Origin of the sequence: Acinetobacter sp. V2 (assembly GCF_001188385.1) — a bacterium.
Lineage (GTDB): Bacteria > Pseudomonadota > Gammaproteobacteria > Pseudomonadales > Moraxellaceae > Acinetobacter > Acinetobacter oleivorans.
Map to the genome: position 1 here is coordinate 725 of NZ_JZFB01000005.1, position 1791 is coordinate 2515.

Genomic DNA, 1791 nt, shown 5'->3' on the forward strand with positions numbered 1-1791 from the left:
GTTAACCGGATCAATTACTGGTGCATTTGGCGCTGTGGTATCTACTGTATAAGTTTGCGTATCTTTAACAGTGCTGCTATTACCTGCTGAATCTGTAAAAGTTACAGTAGCATCAATAGTTTGATCTGGATCTGCTTTTAAACCGCTACCCGGTACGCTTACACTCCAAGTACCTGCAACCTTGTCTACAATTGCAGTGTACTCTTGACCATTGATTACAACAGTAACCACTGTATTTGCTGCATCTGCTGGAATATTTTTCAAAATACCAGTAATCGTGACATTACCTGCTGCCTCTGAGGCATTAAGTACATTATCAGATGTAACTGAATTAACAGAGAAAGTTACCCCATCTGTATTTGGTGGAGTCGTATCGGTAGGTGTTGAAGAGTCATTATTACTATCATGGTTCGATGCTGCTGCGATAATACCACCCGCAACTAATGGGATAGCCCACAACCATGGGTTTATGCCACCATCGTGATAAAGCAATGGTTCAATTGAAGAAATAGGCTGATAAATGACATCAGACACCAACTCTTGTGGTGCCTCTGCTGGTAAAGCAGCTGGTAAATCTTCAGCTACGAGTGCTTGTGGCTCAACATCACTGTCGGCATCAGCATCCGCATCAGCGTCCGCGTCTGCATCATTTTCAGCATCTTTGAATTTTGCCCAGATTAACTGTCCATTTTCGTCTTGAAAAACAAGGCTGTTATCTTTAGGCTCAGCTGTTCCACTAAAAAAGCCTTCAATAACAATTGTCTCGCCATTTTTAAGGCGAATGACTGCATTGGTTCCCTCCCTATTCACTACCAATACATCACTGGCAGCCACTTTTACCAATACAACCGATGCTTCTGTAAGCGATGCGGAAGTTCCCTTGATGGTTGACAAGGTGTCGTGACTATCCTTGGCAATAATTTGTATTTCAGGCATATCTGTATTCCTTTTATATTATTGATTTAAATGATTTTTTGTATAATTCTTTTTACTTAATGTTTTAAAGTTTTTGACCTACAACTTAAAAACATTAAGTAATGTGATCATTTTTACATTAACCACTTTAAAATAAAAAAAACAAATACTAAAGTACCTAAAGAAAAAATTTTAATTAATAGAAATTATATATAAGTCTTCTTTGAGTTTATCTTGTGTTAATTTAAGAGAAAATTTCTTTAAATGTTTTATATATAAAACAAATTTCTTTTTTTATATTTACCATTTGTTGAAATGTCATTTAATTAAAATATTCATATAACAATTATTAATATCTTAATAAAATAAAATATATTATTAATGATATATATAGAAAAAAAAGGCTTTAGGTAATATTTCACTATTACACTAAAACCTAATTTGTAAATCTTTTATAAAATTTAAAACTACAAATATTTAGAAATTATCCGGACTCTCAAAACGTTTTACTTCTTGTAACTTATTCGGGTCATGCATTGTTGCAATTCCATCTTCTGTTTTTTGGTCAACCAGAATATCTGGATTAAAAACGGTAATTGTTTCTCTACCCAGTGCATCCTCTCCAACAATATATTGAAAGCCTCTTCGATTCATCTTATGACACAATCGTTGATAGAGACCTTTTAAACCTTCGGTTTCTTCATTGGGATTGTAATAGAAAGCATTCATCACAGCTGGTAAGCCTAGACCACATACGATGCCTGATAACAACACACTAATAAAAGTATAGCCAATCAGGATACTGCTATAAGGACTTAATGCAGGAATATTGGCAACCGCCAAAATCAATGCAAGTGAAATCCCCCCTCGTACACC

1 protein-coding gene and 1 pseudogene are annotated in these 1791 nt (G+C 34.9%); both read right to left on the minus strand.

Annotation, left to right across the window (positions count from 1 at the left end):
• A partial coding sequence (locus UC75_RS14640; RefSeq protein ID WP_128825303.1) for a BapA/Bap/LapF family prefix-like domain-containing protein occupies window positions 1-936 on the minus strand: 936 nt, incomplete at its 3' end.
• A 456-nt stretch (window positions 937-1392) separates the two neighbouring features.
• A pseudogene (locus UC75_RS21880) lies at window positions 1393-1791 on the minus strand (sodium:proton antiporter); the annotation flags it as partial.